Consider the following 25,901-nt stretch of genomic DNA (forward strand, 5'->3'; position numbering starts at 1 on the left):
TTGTAAATAGTTGAATGATAAAGTTAGGTGTAATGCAAGTTACTATGTAATGCATAGTAGATTGTGCTGAGTGTACCGGCTGTTTCATACAGGTAAGGGTAGAATGACGAAGAAAAAGGTGTGGCTAAAGCAGCTTACTCTATCCAGTCGCTAAGCTGCTAGATGGAGGCGCTGGAGAAAGCAAACAGGCGTTGCACGTATTATTTGGTCTGGCGACGCAGAAAAAGGTAGTAAGCCAGAAAACCGAAGGCCGTGCTGAAAAGCAGGATAATGATGGAGTAAATACCCAAGGGTAGAAATAAGCATACCGTAAGCCCTACGCCGCCGCTCAGGAGCAGCGCAATCCACTTCACTACCTTGTTTTGCTCGTCCCGAGGGCCGGGTAGTAAGCGCTCCACCACGCTTTCTGAAACGGCCGCCGCCACAATTTGCCGCTTCAGCAGGTAGTTCAGGACCAGTTTAACGACCGCCAAAACAAAGTAGCCGAGCAGGAAAAGCGCTAATCCGGGCAGCAATACGTGCCGGGCCAGATCTAATGCGTTATCATCAAGAGACGGCAGCGTACTTTGGGCCGACGCTCCCTTCGTGGTCAAGCAGAAAAGCAGAAGCAACAAAAAACCTTTCATAAGTCGGGCCGTGGGGTGGTACTGCATGAGACCGGTTGAAGCCGTTCGTGTTGCAAAAAAATTACGAAAAAGACAGCAGGCGCATTTGCCGGCGGTGGCGGGCCAGCAGCTCCACGCATTGTCCGGCTACGAGGAAACCAGTCACTATTACCAGCCCACCACCTAGCAGGGTAGGCAACTCCTGGAAAGCCTGTACCAGTGTGCCTCCGAACAACGCCAGAAACGCGCCGACCACCCCCACTACAGGAAGCGCCACCAAGCAGAGCACCCACGGGAAAGCGGGCTTAGTTTTAGGCAACTGCGCTAGCACACTGGCCGTGAGGTCGAAAGCAAAAGCCGGCTGGGGTAGGCGGGCCGCAGCCGCAAACAGGTGCTGGTAGGTAGCAACCTGGTTCTGGCACTGGCGGCAGTCGCGCAGGTGGGCTGCCTGAGGCGCGGCTAGGAGGGCGGAAGATTCGGCTGCCGCTTGCAAGTCGCGCTCGGAAAGGTGAAAGCTCGTCATAAGTCTTGGCGTTGATAGCGGGTCAGGAGTTGCTGTTTCAGCAGTTTCCGGGCCCGGAAGAGGTAGTTTTTCACAGTGCCGTCTGGCAGGGAGGTGATCTGGGCAATTTCTTCGTAGCTCAGCTCCTGCTGATGGTACAAGGAAATCAGGGTGCGATAGAGCGGGGGCAACTGCTCGATGGCCACGCCCAGAATGGCCGTTAAATCGTTGTCGAAAAGCGCCGCTTCGGGGTTGTAATCCGAGCCGGCTACGAGCGGGGGTAGGGACCGGCGACCCTCTTCGGCGGCATCATCCGGGGGAGGCTCCGCGGGGTCTACCAGCACCAGCTGCTTCTTTTCCAGGTAGTGCAGGCACGTATTGTAGGTGATTTGGCCAACCCACGTGGAGAGCTTCGCCTGAAACTTGAACCCGGCCAAATTTTTAAAGGCCTTCAAGTAGACTTCCTGCGCGATGTCCGGCCGATCGGCCGGATGCCGGATCATCTTGAATACCAGCTGCGTAACCAACCCCTCCGTGCGTTGCACGATTTGCCCAAAGGCCGCAGTGTTGCCGGCCAGCACTTGCCGGACAAGCTGCTGGTCGGTGACGGAAGAGGTAGGCGAGTCGCTCATCTAAGCATGAGACCGGCCAGCCCGCAGGATGTTGCACTAAAAGTTGACGGGGTTTCCGTTTTTCTGAAAGACGCCTGTGTTGATGCTGATGCAAAACTATTACAGGCTCAGCATGACGGGCTAAACCAGTTTTCAAATAGCTCCAAACTCAGCAACTACGAGACACAACACGTTGTGTCTCTATAGCCCAACTCCTACGAAACCGGTACTGCCTCGCGCACGGCGGCAGGCTGGTGGCGGTAGAACCACAGAATCAGAATCGGTAGCAACGTCAGCTCGGCTACTACCCCAAACAATAGCGTAAGACCAATAAGCAGGCCCACGTAGAACGTGCCGTCAAACGACGAAAAAATCAGGGTAGAGAAACCGCCTACCAGAATCAAGGAGGTGACGATGACGGCCTTGCCGGCCATGAGGTAGGTTTTGCGCACGGCCCGGAATAGGCTGTCTTCCTTCAACAAAACCAGCTTCAGCTTGCTGATAAAGTGAATGGTATCATCCACGGCAATGCCGAAGGCAATGGTGAAGATAATGCTGGTGCTCACTTTCATGCTCACGCCGGCTACGCCCATCACGCCCGCCACTATCAGGATGGGCACCAGGTTAGGAATCAGCACAATCAGCGTCATGCGAATGGAGCGGAACAGGGCCAGCACAATCAGCGTCACCATCAGAATGTCGATGCTCATGCCGGTAATCATGTTCAGCGACAGGTTCTCGTTGTTCTTGTCAATGAGGTTTGCCGAGCCGGTGAGGCGGGTTTGCACCACGGTAGAGTCGATGTGCTGGCGCAGAAACTGGTGCAGATCGGCATTTAGCTGACCAGCGCGCAGGCTGCCCACGTCGGGCATGCGGCCGGTGAGCCTACCCTCCGAGCCGTTGGGTAAGACCAGGGCCTGAAACTCGGGTTTCTTTCGAAATGGCTTGGCGCGGCGCAGCAGGCGTTGCAGCTCGGCGTCGGAGTCGGGGAGGCGGTACTCGGCCACGTCGCCGCCGTTCAGAGCCTTGCGCACCGATTTCACCAGCGTAACCGGCGAGGCCACGAAGCGCAGGCCGTAGGTTCGCTGAAGATAGGTTTCAATCTGCTCGGTCTGGCGTAGTACGGGTAGGGTGAGTACCGAGCCGCCAGCCGCCGGCGTGAGGGCCATTTCGAAGGGACGCACGCCGGCAAATTGCCGTTCAAAAAACCGGAAATCCTGCTTCACCGGGTCGTTCTGCGACAGATCGTCCAGCAGCGCCGAGTTGATGCGGATGCGCGAGGCCGACGCCACCGAGGCAATCAGCACCACGGCGCTTACGGCCACTACCAGCTGCCGCCGCGCCAGCACCTGCCGAAACAGGCGACCCAGCACACCGTCCCAGCTGCGGCCTTCCTGGCGTGGTACCCGCAACTGCGGCTTGCGCAGCAATAGTAGCATGGCGGGCAAGAGCGTGAAGCTGAGCACAAACGTGAGCAGCACGGAAATGCCCGTAAACAGCCCGAAGTTGTAAATAGGCCGGATGGTGCTGGTCATCAGCGTGAAAAAGCCGATGCTGGTCGTCAGCGCCGACAGCCCCGACCCAAAGCCCGATTCCTTCAGCGTAACCCACAGCGCGGCCCGTTTTTCGGTACCGTAGCCCAGCTCCGTTACGTAGCGCGTGATGATGTGAATGGTATCCGACATGCCCACCACAAACAGCATCACGGGTAGGAGGGCCGTCATCAGATCAATGCTGATGCCGAAGGCACCCATTACGCCCAGCCCCCACACAATGGCCCCCAGCACCACCACCAGGGGTAGCACCACGCCCCACCACGTCCGAAACGTGAACCACAGCAGGGCCGTCACCAGCACTACCGACAAGCTCATAAACACGGCTAGCTCCACCTGCAAGCGGTCCACGAATACCGACTGCGCCACCATTTTGCCGGCCAGGTGGTAGTCGGCCTCCGCGAAGCCCTGGCGGGTCAGCTCCCGGCGCACGGCGGCCAGCAGCGAGTCGCCGGGCGGCTTGGCCAGGTTGGGCGAGGTTTGCAGCAGAATGGTAGCGGCGCGGGCGTCCGGCGAAATCAGGTTGCCTACCAGCCCCGGCGTGCGGTACACCGTGGCCGAATCCTGCGCCCGCCGCGCCGGGTCTGGGTCGCCGGGATGGAAGTAGGGGATATTGAACACGCCAAAGCCCTCCACCACCGGGTTGGTGGCGGTGGTAGGCGACGTGACGCTGACCACGTGAGGCCGTCGCTGCACAAACTGCGTCAGCGAATCGACGCGCACCAGAAACTGCGGGTCGAAGACGGTCTTGCCGGCGGGCGCTTCCAGGCCCAGCAGCACGTAGTCGTTGTCGTTGCCGAAGCGCTGGGCGTACTGCTCGTAATAGGCCAGGTCCGGGTCGCCGGCGGGGTAGAAATCGTTGAAATTATAGTTGAAGCGCAGCTGGGCGGCAAAGTAGCCCGCCAGGCCCGTGAGGAGAAACAGGGCCAGCAGGATAGGGTAGGCGAGACGGCGAGTAGGCATAGGGTAAGAGGGCGGCTCCATAAGGAACGAGTACGCATCGTTCTGCTTACCTTAAGGACCGCCGAAGGCCAACCGTTGTTTTTTGCTATTTGTTTCCGCGAGCTATCCTATTTAGAAATGTATGGCCTTTGGTTATCCTATTTTGCCTATTGCTTCTGCCTAGGGTAGGATAAGCGCAGGAACGGTATAACCGATGAGATGCGCGACCAGCAGCTTATAAAGCTGCTACCCCGTACGGAAGAATTACAAAACTCGCCTGTACGGCAACTTTAGTTTGGAGAGCTTACACGAGAATATTAGATTTCAGAATCTTACAAATTTTATAAAATAGTTTCATGGAACTTATTGATCAACTTACTAATCTGGCCGCCAGGGCACAAAAACAGATCGGCCACATTCAGACGGAAGAGGCTACGAAGAATGCGTTAGTGATGCCCTTTATCAACGCTTTGGGATACAATGTCTTCGATCCTACAGAGGTGGTGCCAGAATTTATCTGCGACATCGGTACTAAGAAAGGCGAGAAAATAGATTATGCTATCATGCGTGATGGTAAGCCTATTATTCTTGTAGAATGTAAGCCAGTGAGCGGTGACTTGAGCATCAATCACGCCAGCCAATTATTTCGCTACTTTCATGTAACAGAGGCTCGTATTGCGATACTGACGAATGGTACTACTTATAAACTGTTCACTGATTTAGAGCAGCCGAATAAAATGGATGAGCGTCCATTCATGGAATTTGATTTGTTCAACTTTCAAGAGAATGACGTTGCTGAAATTAAGAAGCTGAGTAAGGTCTCATTCAGCATAGAAGACATGCTTTTCGCTGCATATAATTTAAAGTATATGCGGGCTTTCAAAAAGTACTTCGACGAGCAGTTCACCCAGCCCTCACCCGACTTCATAAATTTTGTGTCGAAGCAGGTATATGATGGTGTGTTGACGCCTAAATTAAAAGAGCAGTTTGCTATTCTGGTACATCGCTCTTTTCATCAGTTTCTCAACGATAAAATAACATCTCGGCTACGGTCAGCTATGCTTGACACGGGGCAACCTTTGCTGACAACTGATTTGCCAGCAATTGCTGTCGTGGAGTCGAAAATTGCTGAAGCAGCCCCCGAAGCTGAAACAAAAGACAGGGATATTGTAACGACAGTAGAAGAAACAGAAGGTTTCATGATTGTTCGGGCCATTTTGCGCAAAACAGTACCGGTCAACCGAGTAGTAATGCGTGATGTGCAATCGTATTGTGGTATTTTACTCGATGATAATAACCGCAAGCCAATCTGTCGATTACACTTTAATAGCAGTAAAAAGTTTGTAACTGTTTTTGATATAGAAGGTGGTGAACGAGTTGATATCAGTTCATTAGATGATCTGTATGGACTTGCTTCCCGAATCCGAGCAACTGTTCAACGATACGAATCGAAATTAACAGAAGTGCCTGCTAGTTAATTTTGTTGATTGTCAATTAGTTATAAATAAAACCTGCCCGTGCCGGCAGGTTTTATTTATTTTTGCCCCTAACGTTTTGAAAACACTGAAGCTTCTATAAGGCTTTCTTGTTGCTCCGAATCATTCCCCATGCACCAGTACCACACCCTCCTCCAGCACATTCTCGACCACGGTACCCAAAAAACCGACCGTACCGGCACCGGCACGCTCTCAGTATTTGGCTACCAAATGCGCTTCAATTTGCAGGAGGGCTTCCCGCTGGTGACCACCAAGAAGGTACACCTGAAAAGCATCATCCACGAGCTGCTGTGGTTTTTGCAAGGCGATACCAACATTGCCTACCTCAAAGAGCACGGCGTGAAAATCTGGGATGAGTGGGCCGACGCCAACGGCGAGCTAGGTCCCGTCTACGGCAAGCAGTGGCGTAGCTGGGCCGCTCCCAACGGCGAAACCATTGACCAGATCAGCGAAGTGGTGCGCTTGCTGCGCGAGCAACCTGATTCGCGCCGCATCCTGGTATCAGCTTGGAACGTAGCCGACTTGCCCGATATGAAGCTACAGCCCTGCCACGCTCTGTTTCAGTTTTACGTAGCCGACGGTAAGCTCTCCTGCCAGCTCTACCAGCGCTCCGCTGATGTGTTCCTGGGCGTGCCTTTTAACATTGCCAGCTATGCCCTGCTCACGCTCATGCTGGCGCAGGTGACCAACCTCGCACCTGGCGAATTCATCTGGACCGGCGGCGACACCCACCTCTACCGCAACCACCTGGAGCAGGCCCGCGAGCAACTGACTCGTACGCCGCGCCCGCTCCCCCAAATGCGCCTGAACCCGGCAGTAACGGATATTTTCGGTTTTCAGTACGACGATTTCAAGCTAGAGAATTACGACCCCTGGCCAGCTATTAAGGCGCCAGTGGCCGTATAACATTTGGGCGAGCATACCGAGTAGTAACCTTGCGGCGTTAACGGAGTAAAATGGGCAAATTCCTATTTCATCTCATTAACGTGCTGCTAAGGATATGACAACAAACAACGTTTACTCTCCCAAGACCCGTACCCAGCGCTGGTTGCCAGTAGGCGCGCTGGTGTTGCTGGCTCAGGCCGGTTACGCGCAAATGTCTTTCAACCGCTGGGAAGGTGGCACCAGCAGCCCAACCGATACGCCCGCTCGGCGCCCGGCTAAGCGTGCTGCGGCCACGGCCGATGCCCCATCAACGGCGGCAAGCACCGCTACCCCCGAGGCGGCTCGGCGTACGTCGCCGGCCGTAGCAGCCTACTCCAAGCCCCTGCGGCGCGGCCTAGGGCAGCGCGTGCGGACCAGTGCCTATAGCGCCCCCGATGCGGAGTTCTACCGTTACGCGTGGCAGCACCTGCGCTATCCCGCCACGGCCTTGCAGGCAGGACTATCGGGACAGGTGCTGGTGCGCCTCAACGTCAACTCGGCTGGAGATGTAATTGATTCTGAGGTATTGAGTACTGATATCCAGCAGAATAGCAACGGTAAGCAAGCGGCCGCGTCGGCTGGTAAGGCTGCTATGCGTCAGAGCGCCGAGGACTTGCTGTGGGGACTGCGCTTTGAACCCGCCACGGGTACCACGCAAGAAGACGTGCCCGTGCGCTACGTTATTCAGTAGTCCTAGCAGCTTACAGCAGTTTTCCGATAAGGTAGTGTCGTTGTTTAGCCTGAATTCTGTATTTTTAGGCATAAAACAAGATATAATTGCAACCAAGCGGCACACTTCACGCTGCTTTTGCGTTGTCGACACCTGGAAAGGGCCTGTGGGTCTATTTCCTGCCGATTATAAGGAAACTCAATGTTGTGTAGTGTGATGAAGAAATGGCTTTACTACCCCGTTATTGGTTTGCTGACGTTGTTGGCTACGGCCGAAGCGAAGGCCCAGAACTTTAACACCTGGACGGCCGATCCGCCGGCTCCTATTACGCCCCTACGCAAGCGACCCAAACCGAAGCCTAAGCCCGAGCCAGTAGTGCGGGATACGGTAGCCATGGAGGTGCCGAAGGTAGAGCAGTCCAGGCTCATCAAGCGTGGCCTCACGCAGCGCATGAAGGAGCACAGGCCGCTGGAGGAAGACAATACGTCGGTGGAGTTCTTTGCTAATAACAGCCGTTACCCAACGGCAGCAGCTATGGCAGGAGCCCAAGGCAACGTACTGATTCGGCTGCAAATAGCCCCCGACGGGCACGTGAGCCGCACCTCGGTAGTGGCAGTGGAGCCCCGTCCCATCCCAGGTTATAGCAACACCGTACCGCCCGCCGCCATGGATGCACTAGCCAACGAAGCCCAGCGAGTATTCCGGATGCTGAAATTTGAGCCAGCTTCCCGTACATCAGAAGAGGAACTAAGCGCAAGCTTCTCTTTGCAATAGACTAGTAAAGTCCTATTTATTATATAATAGATAAAATGCATAATATTGTAATAATTACATTGTAAATATAACTTTTAAAAATAACTACATGCATAATGTGCCTTTAAAGGTATTTTAAGCACTATTATGTCTTTTTGTAAATTTATACTTCAAAAATAAAATCCAATACTGCGGTGGATTTCGTATCTGCCTTATATGTGGGTAAGTCCTTATTTTTCTTCTGAAGCAACAACTGGGTATGAGGGCAGGCCAAGTGGCTTGTCCCGTCAGTACCGCACTTGGATAGCCTTATACGCCTTAGATGCAAACGAGCGGCCCCGCGCCGAAATCTTGCGCATCAACGAAGTGACGGAGGCTGATCTGGCAGAGTTTGAGGCCAGCTGGCTGCAATTGCGCTGTCGGCCCGGTGGCACCTTACCTACCCGGCTCGACCTACCAGCGGATATAGCTCAGCCGAGCAGCTGATTGAGTTAAGTAGTTGGTGGGTAGTGTTCGTCGGCTTCCCAGCGGCGAAGCGCCCCCAATAACGGATGCGCCGCCGATGTCAGAGCAACGCCATCCAGGTGCTCCACCGGGCGCAATCCGGCCACATTGGCCGTGAAGACGGCCTCAGCAGTTAGCAACTGATCCGGCCGAAACAACCCTTCCTGGCAAGGTAAGTCCTGTCGGCGGGCCACAGCCAGCAGATGCGCCCGGCGCACGCCCGCTACGCAGCCCGTAGCCAGAGTGGGTGTGAACAGCTGTCCGTCCTTCACCCAAAACACTGCCGCCGATACGGCCTCCGCTACGTGCCCATTGGCATCCAACAATAGCACTTCATCGAGGCCGCGGGTTTGCCGCTCCTGCCCGGCCCGCACGTAATAGAGCGCGTGTGGCCCTTTGCAAAACGACAGGGGCGTGTAGAAGGTGTGCGTCTCGCGGGCAAAACCAGCTTGGTGGACGGGTTGGTCGTTGGGCTGAAAGGGAGAGGCTGTCGCAACATACTGGGTAGGCGCGTCCACGGGGGGAGTATACAAGCCACCACCACCGCGCCAGAGCTGAATGCGCACCCGCGCCTCTGATAACGAGTTGGCCGCCGCCACGCGCCGCACGGCGGCCGTCAGAGCGTTGGTATCGGCCAAGGCAGGTGGCAAGGGTAGGTGCAGCGCTACGGCAGCCGCCCGCATTCGGTGCAGGTGGTGGGGCAAGTAACGCACCGCACCAGCCGACCAGACTAGCGTCTCAAAGAAACCGTCGTTAAACTGGAGGCCTCGGTTGGGTAGGGCCAGGGCGAAGTCAGCGGCGGGCAGCAGGTGGTCGTTGTGGAGTAGCACAGATGGGTGAGGGCAGGAGGGTAGGAAGGTAAGAAGTCTGTCATCCTGAACTGGCGAAGGACCTTTTCACGCCAGAACGAATAACGTACTGACGGCTCGTCCATACGTGAGAAAGTCCTTCGCTGCGCTCAGGATGACAGCCGTGTTTTTACTTGCTCCCTCACTCCTATATAAGCACGAATTTCTTGCCGGGTAGGGCTTTTACCACACCTTTGAATTCCAGGCCCAGCAGCAGTGTGGCTACCTGGTGTACGGGCAGTTGGGCTTTCCAGCTGAGATTGTCCAGCAACTCTTCTTTAGAGGAAGCCAGCACTTCCACTAGCTTAAACTCCTCCGGCGTGAAATCGTGGGGCGAGTAGGTGGGCGCGGCCTGGAACTTGCCCGACTGGTGCAGGGCGGCATCCCAATTCAGCAATTCTTCCAGGTCCTTCGGCTCGGCGTAGAGGGCTGCTTTGTGCGTCTTGATGAGGTCGTGGCAGCCAGCGGAGGCGGGGCTGCCCAGGGGGCCGGGTAGGGCCAGCACTTCACGGTCGTAGCTGATGGCCAGCTCAGCGGTGATGAGCGCGCCGCCTTTGCGGGCGGCTTCTACCACCACCGTGCCGTCGGAAAGGCCGGCGATAATTCGATTCCGCGACGGGAAGTTGTACTTGTCGGGCTGGGTACCAAAGGCAAACTCGGTGAGCAAGCCGCCCTGCGTCAGCATTTTCTCGGCGGTTTTGCGGTGGGCGGCGGGGTAGAGCACGTCCAGCCCGGTGGCCATCACGCCCACGGTTTCCAGACCGTCCTGCAAGGCAGCGCGGTGGGCAAAGATGTCGATGCCGTAGGCCAGGCCGCTGACCACCAGCGGCCGGTGCGGTACCAGGCCGCGCACCAGCTGCTCAGTTTGCTCGCGGCCATAGTCGGTGGCCTGGCGCGTGCCCACAATGCCTACTGTTTTGGGTGCGTTCAAGTCGGCGGTGCCTTGGTAGTAGAGCAGGGTAGGGGCGTCGGGGAGCTGCTTGAGGCGCTTCGGAAATTGCTTGCTGGTATAGAACAGCAGCTGCACGCCTTCCTTTTCGGCTCGGCGCAGGGTTTCCTCGGCCCGGCGCAGAGCTGTGGTACGCTCGGTGCCGGTAAGCGTGGCCACGGCTTTGGGCCCTACCCCCGGAATCTTGCGCAGCTTGCCCGGCAGCAGGTGCAGCACGTTCTTGGCCGAGCTGCCGTAGCTCATCAGCTGCCGCGTGAGCTGCGGCCCAATGCCGGGAAATAGCGTCAAGGCGACTTCGTGGAGGAGGGTGTCGTCGTGCATGTAGTAGGCCTCACCCCCTAGCTCCCGTAACGAAGAGGGTAGCCAGTAGCTACCTTTAGGGACTAGCTCTCCTCCTTTTTTCAAGGAGGGGTTGGGGGTGGTCACGCTAGAGTTTAGAAATAAGATATAGTGCTGTGGTATTGTGCAACGATTGGACCAACCCCTCCTTGAAAGAAGTAGGGGAGCTAGTCCCTAAAGGTAGCTTTAGAGATAAATGGCTTTTCTACTAAGATGGGGTGCCTGACTGCTTCCCCAGTGCGTCCAACTGCTTTTTCATCTCCACCAGAAACCCGCGCACTTTTTCCAGCGAATGCGCTACCTCCATACGCTCTTTGAGCTGGGGGCCGCGCTGGCGCATCAGGTCGCGGGCGCCGGGGATGGTGTAGCCGCGCTCCTTCACTAGGTGATAGATAGTGCGGAAGGTTTCGATGTCCTGGGGAGTATAGAGGCGGTTGCCCTTGCGGTTTTTGCGCGGGCTGAGGTCCTCAAACTCTGTTTCCCAGAACCGAATCAGCGAAGGCGCCACGTCAAACATGCGGGCCACCTCGCCAATGGTGTAATACTCTTTCTTTATCTCGCGCTCTTTGTACGGCATAGGGTAGGGCACCTGGCGGGCATCCGTTGCGGGGTTACCCAAAGCTAAAGACCACACAACGGAGTTGAAACGGGTTCTATTTTACTTTATACTTTTTGCTGATTTCATCATACACCGGTAGCAGCTCGTTGGCCTTTCCTTGCTTGTCGAAGACCTGTTCCCAGGTGTTTAGTGGCTCCCAAATAAAGGTGCCCAGGCCTTTCTTACGAGGCAGGTTGAAGGCTACATCGTTCACCTCGCGCTTCAAGGCAGAGTACTCTACTACCACCACGTCCTGGGGGTAGCGCCGGGCCAGATCCGTCAGGTTGCGTTGCAGGTCGGGGATGGTGCGATGCCACTGCGGGTAGTACGATTGGCCAATGATATCGAACGTAACGCCGCGCCGGATCATATTGTCCAGCCAATATACCGACTGCTCGTTCTGTCCACCCAAGGCAATGTGCATCATCACTAAGGCCTTAGGCGTCGTTTCGCGCACGGCCGCCACACCGGCGCGCAGCAGGCCGGCCAGGTTGTCGAGGCGGGCCACGCTGTCGGCGCTGTGAATGTCACCGTCGGGCCAAATCATGCCGTGGTTGATTTCGTTGCCTACCTGCACCATGTCGGGCGTGGTGCCCTGGGCTTGCAGGGCCAGCAGCACGTCGCGGGTGTAGTCGTGCACGGCCTGTTCCAGCTGGGGGCCGTGCAGGTCTTGCCAGGCGGCGGGCTTAAACTGCTTCTGCGGATCGGCCCAGGTGTCGCTGTAGTGAAAGTCGAGCAGAAACTTCAGCCCCGCGGCCTTGATGCGCTTGGCCATTTGCTGGGTATGCGCCAGGTCACAGAAACCCTTGCCAGGCGAGTAGCCGCTGTCGGCCGCCGGGTTGTGAAACAGACGTAGGCGGATGTAATTGAAGCCGTGGTCTTTGAGAATTTGAATGGCGTCTTTGGGCTGGCCTTTGTCGGTGAAGGTGATGCCGCGGGCTTCCAGCTGGGGTAGGAAGGAGATATCAGCGCCCAGCATCTTGCCGGGTTTCTTCGGCTTGTGCGTGGTTGTTGCTGATGAAAAGCTGGTGGTCTGGGCTACGGAAGGGTAGGAGAAGCCTAGCAGCAGGAGTAGCAGGAAGCTGCTGAACAACTGGAGTTTTGAAACCGGATAAGTAGCACAAAGGCGCATAGGGGTTGAAATAGGTAGGTAACGAAGTTACGGAATGCGGTAGAGACGCATACTTGCGTCTTGTCGTTGCTGAGGCTATTTATCTCCTGGCGTTGAACGGTACGCATCAAACGACTACAAGGAGGTATCAACAACCTCAACAGCGTAGAGACGCAAGTATGCGTCTCTACGCTGTTCTGGCTACCTTTGTGGGAAATGCCCTTCGGAACCACCAAACCGGGTTTCGGCATTTTACTAGCGTACTACTCTTCTGGCCACTACGGCCGCCCACGAAACCCTTCGACTCGCCAGGCTGGCGCTTGGCGTTACTCCCTATGTCACTCCCCAAGGCTTCGCACGTTCGCCAACAGTTCCTCGACTTCTTCGCCTCCAAAGGCCACCACATTGTGCCCTCGGCCCCGCTGGTGCTCAAAGACGACCCTACCCTGCTGTTCGTCAACTCGGGCATGGCGCCGTTCAAAGACTACTTCCTGGGCAACAAACCCGCCCCCTACAAGCGCGTGGCCGACACCCAGAAATGCCTGCGCGTGAGCGGTAAACACAACGACCTAGAGGAGGTAGGCTACGACACATACCACCAAACCCTGTTCGAAATGCTGGGTAACTGGTCGTTTGGCGACTACTTCAAAACCGAAGCCATTGCCTGGGCCTGGGAGCTGCTGACCGAAGTATACAAGCTGCCCAAAGACCGCCTCTACGTGACCTATTTCCAGGGCGACGAGGGCGATAAGCTGGCCGCCGACACCGAAACGCAAAACCTGTGGCGCCAATACACCACCGAGGACCGCATCCTACCCGGCAATAAGAAAGACAACTTCTGGGAGATGGGCGACACCGGTCCCTGTGGCCCCTGCACCGAAATCCACATCGATCTGCGCTCCGACGAGGAAGTGGCCCAAAAGCCCGGCCGCGAGCTGGTGAATGCCGACCACCCGCAGGTAGTGGAAATCTGGAACAACGTATTCATGGAGTTCCAGCGCTTGGCCGATAAGTCGCTCATCAAGCTGCCCGCGCAGCACGTGGATACGGGCATGGGCTTCGAGCGCCTGATGATGGCCGTGTCGGGCGTGAAGTCGAACTACGACACCGACGTGTTCCAGCCGCTGATTCAGTTCATCGCCAAGGAAGCCGGGATAGAGTACCACGGTACTGCTCCGGCCACCGTGAACGACCAGCCCGCCACGGAAAACGAGAAAACCGACATCGCCATCCGCGTCATTGCCGACCACATTCGGGCCATCAGTTTCACCATTGCCGATGGCCAGCTGCCCAGCAACGTGAAGGCCGGCTACGTGATTAGGCGTATCCTTCGCCGCGCCGTGCGCTACGCGTTTTCGTCTTTGAACCAAAAGCAGCCTTTCTTATATAAGCTGGTGCCTGTACTGGCCGACCAGATGGCCAGTATCTTCCCCGAGCTAAAAGCCCAGCAGCAGTTTGTGCAGCGCGTGATTGAGGAAGAGGAAATCAGCTTCCTGAAAACGCTGGAGAAAGGGTCTCAGAGAATACATAGTTTAATTCTTAACATGTTTAAAGAGCATGTTTCTAGAGTGACCTTGCATCCTAAAGATTCTGAAGGGAAAGCAATGTCCTTTACTCCTAAAGAAATTAAAGAATTAAAAGAGGCTATTATTGATCAGTATGATAGCGACCTAGCTAAGAATTTACATGTTGCTGCTACTTCTTCTGCACCTGTGAACTTCCAGCAGGCTATGTCTGATTATCATTTTGCTATTGGTACTTTCAAGAATCACTCGGCAGACTATAAAATTGACGGCAAAACAGCCTTTGAATTATCCGATACTTTCGGTTTCCCTTTAGATTTAACCGCATTAATAGCTCGGGAGAATGGCCTGACGGTAGACGAAGCCGGTTTTCAGAAGGAGCTGGAAGCCCAGAAAAACCGCTCGCGCAACGCCCAGGAAAGCGAACAGAGCGACTGGGTAGTGGTGAACTCCGACAACGGCGAGCTGTCCGTATTCGTGGGTTACGACGTGGAGGAAGCGCCCGCCCGCCTGCTGCGCTACCGCAAGGTGACGCAAAAAGGCAAGACCGAGTACCACGTGGTGCTCGACCAAACGCCGTTCTACGCTGAGTCGGGTGGACAGGTAGGCGATACGGGCTACCTGGAAGGCGGCCTGTCGCGGGTGCGCGTGATTGACACGAAGAAGGAAAACGACCTCATCGTGCATACCGTGCTAGAGCTGCCCCTACCCGAGGATCTGGAGGGCGAGTTCACGGCCCGCATCGACCAGAGCCGCCGCGCCCTGATTCGGAAAAACCATACGGCCACGCACTTGCTGCAAGCTGCCCTGCGCCGCGTATTGGGCGAGCACGTGCAGCAGAAAGGCTCGCTGGTGAACGACAAGCTCCTGCGCTTCGACTTCTCGCACTTCACCAAAGTAACCGATGAGCAGCTGCGCGAAATCGAGCAGATCGTAAATGAGCGTATTCGTCAGCAGATTCCGCTGGATGAGCGCCGCAACGTGCCCATTGCCGAAGCCAAAACGCTGGGTGCTATGGCCTTATTTGGTGAGAAATACGGCGACTTCGTGCGCGTTATCACTTTCGATAAGGACTACTCGGTGGAGCTGTGCGGCGGCATTCACGTGCGCGCTACCGGCGAAATTGGCTTCTTTAAAATCACGAGCGAATCGGCGGTAGGCGCGGGCGTGCGCCGCATCGAGGCCGTGACGGCCGACGTCGCTGAGGCCTACGTGGATCAGCAGCTAGACTTGCTGCGTCAGGTGCGTGAGTTGCTGGGCAACCCCCAGCACCTGCTACCTAGCCTGCAAAAGGTAGGCGAAGAAAACGCTGCCCTGCGCAAGCAGTTGGAGCAGGCCGAGAACCAGCAGCTTAGTCAGCTCCGCGACCAACTCGCCGCCCAGGCCAAGCCGGTAGGCGGCGTGCAGCTTATAGCCGCTCAGGTGCCCGCCCGCTCCGCCGACGCTCTCAAAAAGCTGGCCTACGACCTGCGCCAGGTAGTACCCAACCTCGTAGCCGTCCTCGGCGCCGACATCGACGGCAAGCCCCAACTGGCCGTAATTCTGGACGACGAAATTGCCAAAGCCGGCAAGCTCAACGCCAAAACCCTGATTGGCACGCTAGCCAAGGAAATCCAAGGCGGTGGCGGCGGCCAGCCGTTCTTCGCTACGGCCGGTGGTAAGAACGTGGCTGGTCTGCCGGCGGCTATTGGTAAGGCTGAGGAGCTGGTAGGGCAAGCGCTGGCGTAATAGTTGTGCATACAAACGCGGGCCTGAGTACCTATCCAGAGTACTCAGGCCCGCGTTTGTATGCACAACTATTTTAAAATCGTCTTTAAATGAAGAAGTTTTACGTATTCCTTTCTTTACTAACTGTTAGGGGTGTCGGTAGTTATCAGGCTACTGCTCAAATCAATAATGAGCCGCATACAGTCAAGGAGTACTTTGACGCAAAAGGTAAGAAGCTGCCCTCCGCTGAAGGCGCAACTGAATGGAGTGAGTCAATTTATCAGGATAGTATTCGAGGTGTTGTGCAGCAGTACTATGCCAGTGGCCAATTGAAACGGCGTGCTGAGTATGAGAATATCCGTCGGCACAGCGTGCACGGCTTGGATGAGACGTGGTACGAGAGCGGCCAACTGCGTCGTCGAGCGCATATGAGCCACGGAAAATGGGATGGTGAGTTAGTGTCTTATCACGCAAATGGTAAGCTAAAGCGGCGCGAAACATACCAGGATGGAAAAAGTCTCGGCGGCAAATGCTTCGATGCGTTGGGAAAACCGGTGGCATTTTATCCCTTCGAAAAGATGCCGGAAGCACCCCTTGGGGGCTTTGCTGGTACATTACAATACGTTGGGCAAAACCTACGCTACCCGGCAGAAGCTCTGAAGAAAAATATCCAAGGCAAAGTGTTTGTTAATTTTCATGTTGACACATTAGGCATTGTACGTGACGTCCACGTTGAAAAAGGCGTGCACCCATCCATTGATGAAGAAGCAAAGCGAGTTGTTGCTAGCTTGCCAGCATGGGAGCCCGGTTATCAGGATGGAAACCCAGTGACAGTAAGTTTTATCATCCCCGTAACGTTTAGCATTCAAGGTAAAAAAATCAAAAAACGAAGTGCTGTCGAATAAGTATCGGTTGCTCTATCTGTGACGCAAACTAGCACCAGATGTAAAGCTGGTGCCATGCTCGTTTTATGATTGAATAGCCTGCCTATTCACCTGATTACAGCTTTCCTAGCTAACTTGCCCTTGATATGGACGAAAGCATCAAAGCCAAATACCAGCCGGTCATCGGCCTCGAAGTACACGCGCAGCTGCTCACGCACAGCAAGATGTACTCTTCGGATGAAAATGAATACGGCGCCATGCCGAACAACAACCTGAGCGTGATTACGCTGGGCCACCCCGGTACGCTGCCCAAGGTGAACTACACGGCCGTGGAGTACGCCATGAAAATGGGCCTAGCTACTAACTGCCAGATCACGCGCGACAACCTGTTTGCCCGCAAAAACTACTTCTACCCCGACCTTCCCAAGGGCTACCAGATCACGCAGGACAAAACCCCTATCTGCACCGGCGGCCACGTAGATATTCGGGTGGCGGGTGTCGAGCCGAAGCGCATCGGCATCACGCGCATTCATATGGAGGAAGACGCGGGTAAATCAATGCACTTGGCGGGCGAGGTGGAAACGCTGGTGGATTTGAACCGCGCCGGCGTGCCGCTCATCGAGATTGTGAGCGAGCCAGACCTGCGCACCGCTGACGAAGCCTACGCCTACCTGGCTGAAATTAAGAAGCTGGTGGAGTACCTGGAAGTGTGCGACGGCAACATGGAGGAAGGCTCCCTGCGCTGCGACGCCAACGTATCGGTGATGCTGAAAGGCGCCGACAAGTTCGGGATGAAGGTGGAGGTCAAGAACATGAACTCCTTCCGCAACGTGCAGCGTGCCATCGACTACGAGATTGAGCGGCAAATTGCTCTGCTGGAAGCCGGTGAGGAAATCATCAGCGAAACCCGTGGTTTCGACGCGGCCAGCGGCACCACCAACGGCCAGCGGAGCAAGGAGACGATGAACGACTATCGCTACTTCCCCGAGCCCGACCTACCCCCGGTAGTGATTGACGACGAGTGGCTGCACCGCATCCAGGCCGGTTTGCCGGCGCTGCCCCAGCAGCTCTACGCCCGCTTCACCGGCGAGCTGGGCCTCTCGGACTATGACGCCACGGTACTGACGGCTGAAAAGGATGTGGCTTTGTTCTTCGACGAGCTGACGCGGCTGACGCCCAATGCCAAAGCCGCCGCCAACTGGGTGCAAGGCGCTGTGAAGTCCTACCTCAACGAGCGCGCTCTACCCATGGCCGAGTTTCCGCTCACTGCGCAGCACCTAGCCGGCATCATCGAGCTGATCGACGAAGGTAAGGTGAACCACTCGGTGGCCTCTAAGCAACTGTTCCCCTACCTGCTGGAGCACCCTACAGCCAATGTAACCGGTGCCGCCGAGCAGCTGGGCCTGTTGCAGCAGTCGGATGCCGGCGCACTGGAAGCACAAGTGCAGCAGGTGCTGGCCGCCAACCCAGCCAAGGTAGCCGAGTACAAAGCCGGCAAAAAGTCCTTGACGGGTATGTTTATGGGCGAGCTGATGAAGCTCACGGGTGGCAAAGCCGACCCTAAACTGGCCAACCAGCTCCTACGCAAAGCACTGGACGCGTAAGCTGCGAATAGTCACAGGCTAAGTGAACTAGCAAAAAGTGTCTGTCATCCTGAGCTTGCGAAGGACCTTCTCACGCTGGAACAAGTCGTTGGTACGATTAACGTTCTAGCGTGAAAAGGTCTTTCGTCGCCGCTTAATGCGCGGAATGCTCAGGATGACAGACGCTTTCTTTTGTAATATTCACCCTATGCGCGTTCCGTATCTACTACCCTTCCTGCTACTGATAAGCTGTCAACCAGCCAATCAGACGCCGCATACAGCATCAGCCACAGGCTCAGGCTACGAAATTCAGGGTAGCATCAGTACTGCGGCACCGCAGAGCCGCGTGGTGCTGGAGCAGCAGGTAGGTGCTACAACGCGGCTGGATTCGGCCGTACTGGACGCTGACGGTCGTTTCTCGCTGCGGGGCCACGTGCCCTCGCCGGGACTCTACCGGCTGGTGCTTCGGGCTCCTAGCACCAACGCGCGCATTTTTTCGGTGCCCCTCGACAACCACGCCCATCTGACCCTAAACGCTGATGCTAGCGTGGCACACTGGCAAGGCTCGCCGGAAGTTGATTTTCTCCAAGCACTAGCCCAGGCCAGGCCCGTCGACAAGCCCGGCATCGTGCGACGCTACGCCGCGTCCTACCTCGCCCCAGGTGTGGTGTGGGACCTGAGCACCACCGGCGCGCCCGACGATTTTCTGGATTCCATGACCACCCGCTTCCGCCTGGCAGGCGACTCCAGCCGGGCAGCCCTCGGGCTCTACCAGTGGCAGCGCGCCTACCGCCTCACTGCGCCCGGCACGCAGGTGCCCAACATCGCCCTACCCACCGTCGACGGTAAAACAGTGAAGCTAAATAGTCTGCGCGGACAGTACGTGCTGCTGGATTTCTGGGCCTCGTGGTGCGGCCCTTGCCGCGAGGAGCACCACAGCCCGGAGCGCCGAAAAATTCACCGGTTGTTTCGCGGGCGGGGGCTGGCCTACTACGGCGTGTCGCTGGATGAGGATGCTACGAAGTGGCGGCGGGCGCTGGCTGCCGACAGTCTGCCCGGCGTGCAGGTGCGCGCCGCCGGGGGAGAGCAAAGTGCTACTGCGCGGGCCTTTGGCGTGACCACGCTGCCCTTCAATTTGCTGCTCGACCCCGAGGGTAGGGTGCTGGCCCGCAACCTGCACGGACACACATTAGGAGGACACATTGCCAGCTACATTCCACTTGATTGAGTGAGCTGGGAACCTACGCCGCCAAACGGGGTTGTAGCAACGAGTAAGCTGCACAATAGCGGTAGGTTTTGCCTAAAATCCGCAACTTGCAGCCGCAACCGTGGTCTTTCCCGTTACATTCTCTAAAGCGTTTCGACGCAATACTTCTGCTTTCTCTCGAATGAATCACCCTCCCATGAAAAGTTTGCTGTTGTTTGGCGCTCTGCTCGGCATGGCCAATGCCTGTAACAAAGGCACGTCTCCTACCACCAGCACGGGCAGCGCCGCGGGATATCAACTCAATGGTGAACTGAACAACGCCCAGGCCGGCGCGAAGGTATACCTGGCGGAGCTGGAAGACAATCAGCTGGTTTCGCGCGATACGGCTACCGTTGACGACAAAGGGCGCTTCACTTTCACGGGCACTACTCCGGCGCCCAGCATTTACCAGGTAAAGGTAGACGACACCAATCAGGCCCTGGTCGCCCTCGATAACCAAACCAAGCTCACGCTGCGCGGCGACGCCACCAAGCTCAACAGCAGCTACACCGTGCAAGGGTCTTCTGACTCAGAGTTGTTGCAGCAGGTGAGCAACGCGTTGCAGATGAACAAAACCAGCATGGACCGCCTGGAGCAGCGCTATGTGCAGGCCCGGCAGGCTGGCCTCGCCGACTCGGTGGCCGCCATTCAGCAGGAGGCGCAGCAGATTCAGGAGCGTGGGCAGGCGGGTGTGCGCCGGCTGGTGCGCCAGCACCCCGGCTCCGTGGTGTCGGGCTTTGTGCTAACGGCCGTGCTGAATCCCGACGATAATTTCGGCCTGGCCGATACGGTGGCTACGGCTCTGAAAGCTGCCCACCCCGAGTCGCGCTACGCCAAGGCCCTGACCGCCAAGGTAGACGCCTCCCGTGCCACCGCCACCGGCGCCGTAGCGCCCGACATCAAGCTGCCTACCCCCGAGGGCAACGTGGTGCCCCTAAGTAGCCTGCGTGGCAAGTACGTGCTGCTGGATTTTTGGGCCTCGTGGTGCGGCCCCTGCCGCCAAGAAAACCCCAATGTGGTGCGGGCCTACCAGAAATACAAGGACAAAGGCTTCACCATCTACAGCGTGTCGCTGGACCAGAGCCGCGACAAGTGGGTGAATGCTATTGCCAAAGATAACCTGACCTGGACGCACGTATCGGACCTGCAATACTGGCAGAGCGCGGCGGCCCAGACCTATAAGATTGAGGCCATTCCGCAGTCGTATCTACTGGATCCGCAGGGTCGTATTATCGGGAAAAACCTGCGTGGCCCGGCGTTGGAAGCCAAGCTGGCCCAGGTGCTGAAGTAGGGATGCGTTGCACGCGCCCATCGTTGCTGATGCTGCATGTAGAAAACGCCCGCTGGATTCGTTCAGCGGGCGTTTTTTTCATATTTCGTTACAAGGTTGTGAAGCCATCGGAAATACGTCCTGCTGAGCGAAGTCGAAGCAGGACGTTCTTATTTCTACACCGCAGCGGACCGTACCGACGGGCGCGTGCAACGCGCCCCTACAGAAACATGCGTTTCATGGCGTTCCAGAGCAGCTTTTTGCGGCCTTGGTCCTCCTCAATCACGTCTAGCTCGGCGGCGGGCAGATAGGCAGCGTCGCCTACCAGGATAACAGGCTCGTAGAGTTGGGTTTTGTGCACAGCCACGTCGAGCAAGTTTTTGCCGAAACCGATGATCTGTTTGGCTTCCAATTTGGTGCGCAACGTGCTCAGCGCCACCGGTAGGTGCGACTCCACGTTGATGAGCACCGTATCTTCCACAATCTGTCCGATGGCCTTCAGCACGTTGTTCAGGAACACGTGCCGGGGTAGGCGCTGAAACTTCACCGCATCCAGGCGCACCAAAATCACGATGCCGCGGGCGTTGCTACCGAGGGTAGAGAAGGGTGTGTCGGTGAGGGGTGGGGCCGTGCGCTGGGGCGGGGCAGGAGTAGCGGACGGGGCTATCTGCGTAACGGGTGGGGCCGGCAGCACGGCCGGCGCGCTAACAGGTGGCGCCACAGGCGGGCGGCCGATAGGTGGCAGTACAGGCGGCACAGTAGCAGGGGGCGCCGTTAGTGGCACGGGTGCGGCCGCAACTGCCGGGGTAGGCAGGACGGGTGCGGCTGGCACGGGGGTAGGCGCTGGCTGCTGGGAGGTCGGCACAGCTACCGGCGCGGCCACAGCTTCTCCTACCTCGGGCACTACGTAGAGTGTGAGGTTGGTGTAAAACTGCTGATAAAAGGCCAAGGCCGCGTCGTGGCTCATGGTTTAGAGGTCAAATAGCGCCTTTAGTTCTGTAGCATCCGCGGGCTGCATGCGGCCGGCTAGTACCAGGCGCAGCTGGCGGCGCTGCAATGCCCCATCGAAGAGGCGTACTTCCTCGGGCGTTTCGGGTAGGGCGTCGGGTACGTCAATGGGGCGGCCCGACTGATCTACTGCCACGAAGGTGAAAAAGGCCTCATTGGATTTCACTTTGGTGCCGCTGGGAATGTCCTCGGCCCACACGTCGATGTGCACTTCCATGCTGGAGCTGAACGCCCGCGTTACCTGCGCTTCCAGTGTCACTACGCTGCCCAGCCGAATACCTTCCCGAAATGACACGTTATCGACAGAAGCCGTGACTACAATGCGGTTGCTGTGGCGCTGCGCCGATACGGCGGCGGCAATGTCCATCAGGTGCATCATGCGGCCGCCCATCAGGTTGTTGAGCGTGTTGGTGTCGTTGGGCAGCACCAGCTCGGTCATGCTCACGAAGGATTCTTTAACAGGTTTTTGCTTGCGCATGGGGTAGGCGAGAGTAGGCGAAAAGAGCCGCAAAGATAGGTAGCCGCGCCGGGTATGTTCGGGCCTTGTCTGAATTGTTTGGATAAGCAACGCCTGCCTTGCAACCTTCAATCAGCTTACCTGCCTCTGTTAGATAAGCAAATTTGGGAGTCATATACTTTTCATTTAGCAGGTTTTATGAACACATTATTTACAAAAAGCAGGTTGATGGTACTATTCAGCGCCACGCTGCTGGCTGCGTGTCAGCCCGATAGTGACGTGTCGCCCGATAATACGCCTAACGTGCGGCCGCTTACAGCGCAGGAGTCGCAAATCGTAGGTAGTGCCAACGATTTTGCCTTCAGCAGCTTTGCCGCACTGCGTAAGGCCGAGGCTGCTAAAAACCTGTTTATCTCGCCTCTGAGCATTTCCGCAGCCCTCACCATGACCTATAACGGTGCCGATGGCTCCACCAAAGAAGCTATGCGCCAGACGCTTGGCTTTGCGCCGACTGCTACCAATGAGGAAATTAGCCAGTCGTATAAGAGCCTGCTTGCGCTACTGCAAGGGGTAGACAAGAAGGTGAATTTTGCTGCGGCCAACTCGCTTTGGTACGACCAACAGTACAAGCTGCAAGCGCCTTTTGTGCAGCTCAACCAAACGTATTTTGACGCTACGGTGCAGGGCGTGAACTTCGCCGCAAGCAGCACTAAAAATACGATTAACGAGTGGGTAGAAAGCAAAACCAACGGCAGGATCAAAGACCTGATCAAGGAGACCAATGCCAATGATGCCCTATACTTGGTGAATGCCCTTTACTTCAAAGGCACCTGGACCTACACCTTCGACAAGAAGCAAACGCAGAAAGCGCCTTTCTATCTGGAAGACGGCAGCACTACCTCCCGCGACTTTATGGCGCTGACCAAAGGCCGCTACCTGTACGCTGCCGACGCCGATATGCAGCTCATCGACCTACCCTACGGCAACCGCCAGTACAGCCTGACGCTGCTGCAACCCAGTGGCACACGTACGCTGGCTAACCTCACCGCCACGCTCAGCAGTGCCAAACTCGCCGCTTGCCTGTCTCGTGCCGATACTATGAGCATGCCGCTGCGCCTACCCAAGTTCAAGCTGGAGTACGAAACTGACCTGAAAGAAGTGCTGACACAGCTTGGTATGGGCGAAGCGTTCAGCAGGGGAGCCAACTTCAGTAAGATGCTAGAAGGGCGCAGCGATTTAGCTATTGGTAAAGTGCTGCACAAAACCTTTGTGGAGGTAGATGAGGAGGGTACCGAAGCCGCAGCTGCTACGGCCGTGGGCATAGTCACTACAAGCGCTGGCCCCCCGCCTGAACTGTGGTTGAATCGACCTTTCCTGTTTCTAATTCGGGAAAAGTCCTCCAACGCCATTCTTTTCATTGGGCAGTTGGTGAAATAGGGAAAAGGGCAGGGCTGTCATGCTGAGCACAGCGAATGACCTTCTCACGGTAAAACGAGTCGTTAGTACGATGGTCGTTCACGTGTGAGAAGGTCCTTCGCCGTGCTCAGCATGATAGCCGTGTCTTTACACCACTCACTGCCTACCCCTCCCAGCCGGCCCTACCCAGCAGGGGTACGAAGCGGAACGTCTCGAACTCCTCGCGCACAAATTCTTCTTCGCTTTCGCGCACCACGCGCAGCATCCGCTGGGTTTGTGCGTCGCCTACGGGGATGACCAGCGCGCCGCCTACCCGCAGCTGGCGCAGCAGGGGGCGCGGGATGGTAGGAGAGCCGGCCGTTACGAGAATCTTGTCGAAGGGGGCGTGGGCTGGTAGGCCCAGCGAGCCGTCGCCGCAGAACAGGTGCGCCGGCTGGTGCATGGTGGCCAGGCGGCGGCGCGTGCGCTCAAACAACACCTGGTTGTACTCGATGCTGAATACCTGGCTGGTGAGCTGGAGCAGTACGCAGCACTGGTAGCCCGAGCCCGTCCCGATTTCCAATACCCGGTCGGTGGGCGCCAAGCGCAGCAGCTCGGTCTGGTAGGCCACGGTGTAGGGCTGCGAGATGGTCTGGCCTTCGCCGATGGGGAAGGCTTTGTCCTGGTAGGCGTGGGCCTGAAAGGCCGGCTCAAAAAACTGATGGCGCGGCACGGCCAGCAGGGCCGTGAGCACCTGCTCGTCGCGAATGCCTTTGCGGCGCAGCTTGGCCGCGAGGGCGCGGCGCTGGCCACGGTGCCGGTAGCTGTCGAGGTCCATAGCAAAAAGGAGAGGCTGGGCGGTGTAGCGGGTTCCGGTGTATACCCTACCTTTGTGCCCGGCCAGCCCGCAGGGCCAGGCTGGCGGCACGGGCTGCGAAACTACGGTTTCAGCCCCAAAAAACCGCTTTGTTCGCCTCACCTTTTCCTTTCTTTCCCTTGCTCCGAACTCTGCAGAAGCTCAAACTGGTGGCCGCCGACTTCGGCGCGGCGCTGCTGGCCTGGATCTGCTTCTTCCTGCTGCGCAAGTATTTATTGCACGAAAACAGCGCGGGTACCCAACTCACTACCAGCGTGTGGATTTTTTTGCTGGGGGGCGCCCTACTGGTTGCCTCCTTCTGGACTATTCTCTACACGCTGATTGGCGAATACCGCGATATTTTTCGCAAATCCCGCCTCACAGAAGTCATCCGGCTGGCGCGCGTGTCGGTAGCCGGTGCTACGATTATTTTTTTCGCGCTGCTGCTCGATGATGAGGGTATTAGCAATTACCGGCTGTATTACAAAACCATCACGGCCTACTTCTTGCTGCATTTTGTGCTCACGGCGGTGCTGCGCACGTGGGCCGTGTCGAGCGTGCAGCGGCTGGTGCGTAGGGGCGTTATCTCCTTCAATACACTGCTGGTAGGAGCACAAGCGCTGGCTCACGATACCTACCACGACCTGCGCCGCACAGGGCAGCACCTGGGGCTGCGGCTGGTAGGGTTTGCGCAGGTAGGCGAAGAGCCGGATGCGCGCCTAGCGGCCGAGTTGCCTAATGCAGGATCCTTTCAGGATTTGGTCAGCATCATTGCCGAGCAAAAGATTGAGCAGGTAATTATTGCTATCGAGCCCTCCGAGCACCGTCTGATTCAGGATATTCTGACGCTCTTGCAGGGTGTGCCTGTGCGCATCAGCGTGCTGCCCGACCTCTACCAGATGCTGCTGGGCTCGGTGAAAGTAAATCACCTGTTTGGCACGCCGCTTATTGAGATCAAGCAGGATTTGCTACCCTTGTGGCAAGCCATGCTCAAGCGCGGCGGCGATGTTGGCCTGGCCGTCATCTTTCTGCTATTGGCCTGGCCGGTATACCTGCTCACGGCCCTGATGGTGAAGCTGACCTCCACGGGACCGGTGTTCTACGCGCAGGAGCGCATTGGGCGCCACGGCCAGCCATTCCGGATTTATAAATTCCGTTCGATGGTAGTAGACGCCGAGAAACTGGGCCCCGCCCTCAGCTCCGACTACGACCCCCGGATTACGCGCTGGGGACGCTTTATGCGCAAGGTACGCCTCGACGAGCTGCCCCAGTTCTGGAACGTGTTGAAGGGCGATATGAGCGTGGTAGGGCCCCGGCCCGAGCGCCGGTACTACATTGAGCAGATTGCTAAACTGGCGCCTCACTACCGCCACCTGCACCGCGTGCGCCCCGGTCTCACCTCCCTGGGACAGGTGAAATACGGCTACGCCGAAACCGTTCCGCAAATGGTCGAACGCCTCAAATTCGATATTCTCTATATCGAAAACATGAGCCTGTCCATGGATATCCGGGTGCTCCTCTACACACTCAAGATTATTGTAGAGGGTAGAGGGAAATAATGTTGACG

General features: G+C 56.8%; 23 protein-coding genes. 12 read left to right on the forward strand and 11 right to left on the reverse strand.

The features are described from left to right. Positions 1-200 precede the first annotated feature (200 nt). The 4 genes from MUN82_RS06865 to MUN82_RS06880 form a co-directional block, all read right to left on the reverse strand. Entirely contained in the window at positions 201-593 is a 393-nt protein-coding gene (locus MUN82_RS06865; RefSeq protein WP_245096098.1) for a hypothetical protein, read from the reverse strand. A gap of 94 nt (positions 594-687) precedes the next feature. After that, positions 688-1,128: an anti-sigma factor gene (locus tag MUN82_RS06870; RefSeq protein WP_245096099.1), complete on the reverse strand. Its 441-nt coding sequence runs from the start codon at positions 1,126-1,128 to the stop codon at positions 688-690. Beyond that, a complete protein-coding gene (locus MUN82_RS06875; RefSeq protein ID WP_245096101.1) occupies positions 1,125-1,739 on the reverse strand; it encodes an RNA polymerase sigma factor in 615 nt (204 codons plus the stop codon). The genes MUN82_RS06870 and MUN82_RS06875 overlap by 4 nt, the downstream gene beginning before the upstream one ends. A gap of 194 nt (positions 1,740-1,933) precedes the next feature. Further along, on the reverse strand, positions 1,934-4,234 hold the full coding sequence (locus tag MUN82_RS06880; RefSeq protein ID WP_245096103.1) for an efflux RND transporter permease subunit: 2,301 nt from the start codon (positions 4,232-4,234) through the stop codon (positions 1,934-1,936). A gap of 335 nt (positions 4,235-4,569) precedes the next feature. On the opposite strand from MUN82_RS06880, the gene MUN82_RS06885 reads away from it, so the two are divergent. The 5 genes from MUN82_RS06885 to MUN82_RS06905 all read left to right on the forward strand — a co-directional run bounded on the left by MUN82_RS06885 (position 4,570) and on the right by MUN82_RS06905 (position 8,542). Continuing rightward, positions 4,570-5,691, forward strand: a complete 1,122-nt coding sequence (locus tag MUN82_RS06885; RefSeq protein ID WP_245096105.1) for a type I restriction endonuclease — start codon at positions 4,570-4,572, stop codon at positions 5,689-5,691. A gap of 129 nt (positions 5,692-5,820) precedes the next feature. Continuing rightward, the gene (locus MUN82_RS06890) at positions 5,821-6,615 is read left to right on the forward strand and encodes a thymidylate synthase (RefSeq protein ID WP_245096106.1); all 795 of its coding nucleotides are present in this window, start codon (positions 5,821-5,823) and stop codon (positions 6,613-6,615) included. Positions 6,616-6,709: 94 nt separating this feature from the next. After that, positions 6,710-7,324: a TonB C-terminal domain-containing protein gene (locus MUN82_RS06895; RefSeq protein ID WP_245096108.1), complete on the forward strand. Its 615-nt coding sequence runs from the start codon at positions 6,710-6,712 to the stop codon at positions 7,322-7,324. 195 nt (positions 7,325-7,519) lie between these two features. Next, a complete protein-coding gene (locus MUN82_RS06900; RefSeq protein WP_245096110.1) occupies positions 7,520-8,077 on the forward strand; it encodes an energy transducer TonB in 558 nt (185 codons plus the stop codon). A gap of 258 nt (positions 8,078-8,335) precedes the next feature. Then, positions 8,336-8,542: a hypothetical protein gene (locus MUN82_RS06905; protein ID WP_245096112.1), complete on the forward strand. Its 207-nt coding sequence runs from the start codon at positions 8,336-8,338 to the stop codon at positions 8,540-8,542. 5 nt (positions 8,543-8,547) lie between these two features. On the opposite strand, the gene MUN82_RS06910 is transcribed toward MUN82_RS06905, so the two are convergent. The 4 genes from MUN82_RS06910 to MUN82_RS06925 form a co-directional block, all read right to left on the reverse strand. Then, positions 8,548-9,390 (reverse strand): aminotransferase class IV, encoded by an 843-nt coding sequence (locus MUN82_RS06910; protein WP_245096113.1) that lies wholly within the window; start codon positions 9,388-9,390, stop codon positions 8,548-8,550. Positions 9,391-9,556: 166 nt separating this feature from the next. Further along, positions 9,557-10,678: a DNA-processing protein DprA gene (gene dprA, locus MUN82_RS06915; RefSeq protein ID WP_245096115.1), complete on the reverse strand. Its 1,122-nt coding sequence runs from the start codon at positions 10,676-10,678 to the stop codon at positions 9,557-9,559. Positions 10,679-10,904: 226 nt separating this feature from the next. Continuing rightward, positions 10,905-11,273 carry a MerR family transcriptional regulator gene (locus MUN82_RS06920; RefSeq protein WP_187319771.1) on the reverse strand — a complete coding sequence of 123 codons (369 nt, stop codon included), beginning with the start codon at positions 11,271-11,273 and terminating at the stop codon, positions 10,905-10,907. 76 nt (positions 11,274-11,349) lie between these two features. Continuing rightward, entirely contained in the window at positions 11,350-12,426 is a 1,077-nt protein-coding gene (locus MUN82_RS06925) for a glycoside hydrolase family 53 protein (RefSeq protein WP_245096116.1), read from the reverse strand. Between the two features lie 314 nt (positions 12,427-12,740). On the opposite strand from MUN82_RS06925, the gene alaS reads away from it, so the two are divergent. From alaS to MUN82_RS06950, 5 genes are all read left to right on the forward strand, one after another. Next, positions 12,741-15,656, forward strand: a complete 2,916-nt coding sequence (gene alaS / locus MUN82_RS06930; RefSeq protein ID WP_245096117.1) for an alanine--tRNA ligase — start codon at positions 12,741-12,743, stop codon at positions 15,654-15,656. An 89-nt stretch (positions 15,657-15,745) separates the two neighbouring features. Next, positions 15,746-16,540 carry an energy transducer TonB gene (locus MUN82_RS06935; RefSeq protein WP_245096119.1) on the forward strand — a complete coding sequence of 265 codons (795 nt, stop codon included), beginning with the start codon at positions 15,746-15,748 and terminating at the stop codon, positions 16,538-16,540. A gap of 125 nt (positions 16,541-16,665) precedes the next feature. Continuing rightward, positions 16,666-18,123: an Asp-tRNA(Asn)/Glu-tRNA(Gln) amidotransferase subunit GatB gene (gatB, locus tag MUN82_RS06940; RefSeq protein ID WP_245096121.1), complete on the forward strand. Its 1,458-nt coding sequence runs from the start codon at positions 16,666-16,668 to the stop codon at positions 18,121-18,123. A gap of 187 nt (positions 18,124-18,310) precedes the next feature. Next, on the forward strand, positions 18,311-19,330 hold the full coding sequence (locus tag MUN82_RS06945) for a TlpA disulfide reductase family protein (protein ID WP_245096122.1): 1,020 nt from the start codon (positions 18,311-18,313) through the stop codon (positions 19,328-19,330). A gap of 175 nt (positions 19,331-19,505) precedes the next feature. After that, positions 19,506-20,639, forward strand: coding sequence for a TlpA disulfide reductase family protein (locus MUN82_RS06950; protein WP_245096124.1), 1,134 nt, complete (start codon positions 19,506-19,508; stop codon positions 20,637-20,639). Positions 20,640-20,838: 199 nt separating this feature from the next. Here MUN82_RS06950 and MUN82_RS06955 read toward each other — a convergent pair whose 3' ends face one another. Both MUN82_RS06955 and MUN82_RS06960 read right to left on the reverse strand, forming a co-directional pair. Continuing rightward, positions 20,839-21,585, reverse strand: coding sequence for a hypothetical protein (locus MUN82_RS06955; RefSeq protein ID WP_245096126.1), 747 nt, complete (start codon positions 21,583-21,585; stop codon positions 20,839-20,841). Between the two features lie 3 nt (positions 21,586-21,588). Beyond that, positions 21,589-22,104 carry an acyl-CoA thioesterase gene (locus tag MUN82_RS06960; protein WP_187319779.1) on the reverse strand — a complete coding sequence of 172 codons (516 nt, stop codon included), beginning with the start codon at positions 22,102-22,104 and terminating at the stop codon, positions 21,589-21,591. Positions 22,105-22,311: 207 nt separating this feature from the next. On the opposite strand from MUN82_RS06960, the gene MUN82_RS06965 reads away from it, so the two are divergent. After that, positions 22,312-23,520, forward strand: coding sequence for a serpin family protein (locus tag MUN82_RS06965; protein WP_245096128.1), 1,209 nt, complete (start codon positions 22,312-22,314; stop codon positions 23,518-23,520). 142 nt (positions 23,521-23,662) lie between these two features. Here the strand turns inward: MUN82_RS06965 and MUN82_RS06970 are convergent, their stop codons facing one another. After that, positions 23,663-24,316 carry a protein-L-isoaspartate(D-aspartate) O-methyltransferase gene (locus MUN82_RS06970; protein WP_245097527.1) on the reverse strand — a complete coding sequence of 218 codons (654 nt, stop codon included), beginning with the start codon at positions 24,314-24,316 and terminating at the stop codon, positions 23,663-23,665. 158 nt (positions 24,317-24,474) lie between these two features. Here MUN82_RS06970 and MUN82_RS06975 point away from each other — a divergent pair, with 158 nt between their 5' ends. Then, positions 24,475-25,893 carry a sugar transferase gene (locus tag MUN82_RS06975; protein ID WP_245096130.1) on the forward strand — a complete coding sequence of 473 codons (1,419 nt, stop codon included), beginning with the start codon at positions 24,475-24,477 and terminating at the stop codon, positions 25,891-25,893. Positions 25,894-25,901: the final 8 nt, after the last annotated feature.

It is taken from the genome of Hymenobacter aerilatus, from assembly GCF_022921095.1.
GTDB classification, from domain to species: domain Bacteria; phylum Bacteroidota; class Bacteroidia; order Cytophagales; family Hymenobacteraceae; genus Hymenobacter; species Hymenobacter aerilatus.

What these genes read in the sequence shown, in the direction of transcription:
- MUN82_RS06870 (WP_245096099.1), bottom strand. Translation starts at nt 1,128, where the DNA reads ATGACGAGCTTTCACCTTTCCGAGCGCGACTTGCAAGCGGCAGCCGAA.
- MUN82_RS06875 (WP_245096101.1), bottom strand. Translation starts at nt 1,739, where the DNA reads ATGAGCGACTCGCCTACCTCTTCCGTCACCGACCAGCAGCTTGTCCGG.
- MUN82_RS06880 (WP_245096103.1), bottom strand. Translation starts at nt 4,234, where the DNA reads ATGCCTACTCGCCGTCTCGCCTACCCTATCCTGCTGGCCCTGTTTCTC.
- MUN82_RS06885 (WP_245096105.1), top strand. Translation starts at nt 4,570, where the DNA reads ATGGAACTTATTGATCAACTTACTAATCTGGCCGCCAGGGCACAAAAA.
- MUN82_RS06890 (WP_245096106.1), top strand. Translation starts at nt 5,821, where the DNA reads ATGCACCAGTACCACACCCTCCTCCAGCACATTCTCGACCACGGTACC.
- MUN82_RS06895 (WP_245096108.1), top strand. Translation starts at nt 6,710, where the DNA reads ATGACAACAAACAACGTTTACTCTCCCAAGACCCGTACCCAGCGCTGG.
- MUN82_RS06900 (WP_245096110.1), top strand. Translation starts at nt 7,520, where the DNA reads ATGAAGAAATGGCTTTACTACCCCGTTATTGGTTTGCTGACGTTGTTG.
- dprA (WP_245096115.1), bottom strand. Translation starts at nt 10,678, where the DNA reads ATGCACGACGACACCCTCCTCCACGAAGTCGCCTTGACGCTATTTCCC.
- MUN82_RS06920 (WP_187319771.1), bottom strand. Translation starts at nt 11,273, where the DNA reads ATGCCGTACAAAGAGCGCGAGATAAAGAAAGAGTATTACACCATTGGC.
- MUN82_RS06925 (WP_245096116.1), bottom strand. Translation starts at nt 12,426, where the DNA reads ATGCGCCTTTGTGCTACTTATCCGGTTTCAAAACTCCAGTTGTTCAGC.
- alaS (WP_245096117.1), top strand. Translation starts at nt 12,741, where the DNA reads ATGTCACTCCCCAAGGCTTCGCACGTTCGCCAACAGTTCCTCGACTTC.
- MUN82_RS06935 (WP_245096119.1), top strand. Translation starts at nt 15,746, where the DNA reads ATGAAGAAGTTTTACGTATTCCTTTCTTTACTAACTGTTAGGGGTGTC.
- gatB (WP_245096121.1), top strand. Translation starts at nt 16,666, where the DNA reads ATGGACGAAAGCATCAAAGCCAAATACCAGCCGGTCATCGGCCTCGAA.
- MUN82_RS06945 (WP_245096122.1), top strand. Translation starts at nt 18,311, where the DNA reads ATGCGCGTTCCGTATCTACTACCCTTCCTGCTACTGATAAGCTGTCAA.
- MUN82_RS06950 (WP_245096124.1), top strand. Translation starts at nt 19,506, where the DNA reads ATGAAAAGTTTGCTGTTGTTTGGCGCTCTGCTCGGCATGGCCAATGCC.
- MUN82_RS06955 (WP_245096126.1), bottom strand. Translation starts at nt 21,585, where the DNA reads ATGAGCCACGACGCGGCCTTGGCCTTTTATCAGCAGTTTTACACCAAC.
- MUN82_RS06960 (WP_187319779.1), bottom strand. Translation starts at nt 22,104, where the DNA reads ATGCGCAAGCAAAAACCTGTTAAAGAATCCTTCGTGAGCATGACCGAG.
- MUN82_RS06965 (WP_245096128.1), top strand. Translation starts at nt 22,312, where the DNA reads ATGGTACTATTCAGCGCCACGCTGCTGGCTGCGTGTCAGCCCGATAGT.
- MUN82_RS06970 (WP_245097527.1), bottom strand. Translation starts at nt 24,316, where the DNA reads ATGGACCTCGACAGCTACCGGCACCGTGGCCAGCGCCGCGCCCTCGCG.